The organism is Negativicutes bacterium (genome assembly GCA_018052945.1).
Lineage (GTDB): Bacteria > Bacillota > Negativicutes > JAGPMH01 > JAGPMH01 > JAGPMH01.
This window is the reverse complement of sequence record JAGPMH010000081.1, coordinates 1-3,174: the sequence shown is the minus strand read 5'-3', so window position 1 is coordinate 3,174 and position 3,174 is coordinate 1. Positions and strand designations below refer to the sequence as shown.

Below are 3,174 nucleotides of genomic sequence, written 5' to 3'. Positions count from 1 at the left end.
TTAGCATCATAACTGGCAATCGCCGGTAACGGCTCTGCTCTTAAAAAGGCATAAATAGCATCTTCAATAATTGTTAAATTATATTTTTCAGCACTTTGTACCAGTATTTTTCGTTCAGCTACACTTAATGATAAAGTCGTGGGATTATTATAATCAGCAATCAGGTAAATCACCTTTATTTTTTCATTGATACAAGCATTAGCAATACTCTCTGCGGTGATATTACCATTTTCATCTCTAATAGAGACCAATTGAACCCCTACCATTCTGGCACAAGTTTTAAGTCCAGGATAGGTAAAGCTATCGGTACCAATTTTATCGCCATACTGCACCAATGCCATCATAATCGCCGCAATCGCATTTTGCCCACCATTAGCCAACAGAATATTCTCCGGCTTTATTATAACCTTGGCCTTTTTAATGAATTCAGCACCAGCCTCACATTGCCAGTCTCGTCCCCAGAACTTTCCATAGCTAAACAATTCTTCAAACTTCTCTTCCTGTAGCATCGAATGAATAATATCTTTAATATGATAATATGATTTTATTTCCGGAATCGTTGCCCCCATTTGAATCTCATCATGATTTTGTGGCAATAAAATCGTCTTGCCACGGCCATATTGCACAAAAGTACCTTTGCCGATTTTAGCAATCAACAACCCTTTCGCTTCACAAACACTAAAAGCTTTTGCCACCGTACTTAAATTTAAGTCCAAAAAATCAGCCAATTCGCGTTGCGGCGGCAATTTTGTCCCCGGCAACAACAGTCCACTTTGGATATCTTCTTCTAACTGCACTGCCAGCGATAAATAATATGGTTTTTTACTTTTATCAAACACTGGTCGCCAAGACATATAGTAATTATCAAATGAGTTTACCGGCATATCATCACCTTCAATATCTTAAGTTTAAAGACATTTTAATATAAAAAAATACGCCATACAATTAAAACATTGTATGGCGTACAATTTTCTGGAAAACAAAGAAAAAACCTAGTATACACTAGGTTTACTTTTAAAATGGTGGCGGCACAGGGATTTGAACCCCGGACACTGCGGGTATGAACCGCATGCTCTAGCCAACTGAGCTACACCGCCAAATGGTGGATGGGGTTGGATTCGAACCAACGAAGGCGGAGCCGGCAGATTTACAGTCTGCTCCCTTTAGCCACTCGGGAACCCATCCATATGGAGCTGGCGAGAGGACTTGAACCCCCAACCTGCTGATTACAAGTCAGCTGCTCTACCAATTGAGCTACACCAGCATTTCCTTAAGTTTCTCTTAAGGACAATATAAATTATATATTAATAAAATTATTTCGTCAATACCTTTAATATTATTTTATTTAATTTTCTGCGGAAATTTTTATATCAGCACCCAGCACTCCCATAACACCATTATTCTTATTATACATTGGTACGGCCACAGTAATGCACGGAGCATTAGAAATAGCTGAAACATATACTGCCGAAACAAATGCCTTACCATTAATCGCACTGAACCAAGGTCGCGCTAAGGCATTAGTAATACCAGCCGGTGGCAAGGACACAATAAAACTACCATCAGCCTTATTAGTCCAAATAGCTTCTAACTCAACTTGTGATTTCAAAAATGAGTTTAGCATCGCATTATGACTTTCTTCATTATATTCTTCGTAGGATAAGGTCTCTGCTAATTTTTCCAACTTCGTTAAGGATTTTTCAATAAGTTCTTTTAAACCATGATTATTTTTCAAACTTACCAAACTTATTTTTTCAGTTTCCTTTACTAAAGAAATAGCCTCTGAATCAACTAATGTCCCCATTTTTTTCATTTCGCTGATTAAAGTATATTGTTGATTTAACGATTCACCGACATGTTCACTTTTGAGTAAAACAGAGCCACACAAATCAGCAATATGATTGAGCTCTTCTGCGGCAATCTTAGTAGCAGCCAATTGTTCTTGCCTAGCCGCACTAGCCTCAGCAATCCGGTGTTCCACGTTCCGGCTAGATTTTTCAATATCACTAAGTTTGCCTTGGGCTACAGCAATTGAACTTTGCCCCTTTTCCACTGAGCTCTTCCCCTCCGTTGAAGCTACTACCGCCGAATTCACACCTTGATTTATTTGTAATAATAAGCCATTAGCTGATAAGGCTGCTTCTTGACTTTGCTCCGACAGCGAATGGATTTCACTAGCAACAACAGAAAACCCGCGACCATATTCTCCGGCTCTAGCTGCTTCAATGCTGGCATTTAGCGCTAATAATTTAGTTTGATCCGCAATAGTTTTTATTGTTAGCAGAAAATTGTCGATTTCTTTTGACACTTCCGCCAACTCTGCAATTCTCATTTCTACAGTTTTACTAGAGTTAGCAATACTATTCATCGCCATTGCTACATCCCGCACCGCTAAATTACCTTGCTCGGCTCTATTCTTATTTTCAATACTCTCTTCATGAATTGATGCTGAAATATCCGTAATATCCCTCGTAGCAATACCAATAGTTTCAATACCATCTTTGATCCGGTTAGTTCCTTCAAACAGTCCATTCATTATAACATTAGTTTCTTGTGCATCTTCCCTAATCTTAGCAGAATAACCATTTAACTCATTAATTTGGTTATTAAGTTGTTGTACTGCTGCTGAAACTTTACCGGCTGAAACTTGAGTTGACGTTGTAAATTTCCGTAATAATTTAACAATATCATTGATATTCTTTACTAAGCCACGCCACTTACTGGGATAATCTTTTTCTTTAAGAATTTGTGATAGTTCTCCTTTGGCATAAGCCGAAGTTTGTATCAATAGTTTTTCTACTGCACTATTAGACCATTCCCACATAAAATCACACCTTTTCTTCTTCATAAAATATAAAAGAGGTCATGCCCTAAGGGCATGACCTCTTCGTCATCATAAACCCATTGTAAACGATTAAGGTAAACAATGTCAATTTATAAATTTCAGACCTTTTAGTCTTTATTATATTTTTTCCTCTTGTAATATTTTACAATAATTCTCTTTTAATATTTTGCAAAATATGCTTTTTGCTATACAGCGTTATTAAGTACTCAGCTTCACTTAAAGTATATGTTTCATTAAGCGAAAACTCCAACACCAACGGTTCTTTAACTTCATCAACCGGCACAAAAAACATCATTTTTTCACTATCAGCCGGCGACTGCAAATTTTTC

At 37.4% G+C, this 3,174-nt stretch carries 3 protein-coding genes and 3 tRNA genes; all 6 read right to left on the bottom strand.

Annotation, left to right across the window (positions count from 1 at the left end):
- A partial coding sequence (locus tag KBI38_08205; GenBank protein ID MBP8630023.1) for a PLP-dependent aminotransferase family protein occupies window positions 1–884 on the bottom strand: 884 nt, incomplete at its 3' end.
- Between the two features lie 136 nt (window positions 885–1,020).
- Window positions 1,021–1,097, bottom strand: a tRNA-Met gene (locus KBI38_08200).
- A gap of 3 nt (window positions 1,098–1,100) precedes the next feature.
- Window positions 1,101–1,185: transfer RNA gene (locus tag KBI38_08195), tRNA-Tyr, on the bottom strand.
- Between the two features lie 3 nt (window positions 1,186–1,188).
- Window positions 1,189–1,264 (bottom strand) — tRNA-Thr (locus KBI38_08190).
- Between the two features lie 81 nt (window positions 1,265–1,345).
- Window positions 1,346–2,824 (bottom strand): hypothetical protein, encoded by a 1,479-nt coding sequence (locus KBI38_08185; protein MBP8630022.1) that lies wholly within the window; start codon window positions 2,822–2,824, stop codon window positions 1,346–1,348.
- Between the two features lie 163 nt (window positions 2,825–2,987).
- Window positions 2,988–3,174: hypothetical protein (locus tag KBI38_08180; protein MBP8630021.1), on the bottom strand; the 187-nt coding region annotated here is incomplete at its 5' end.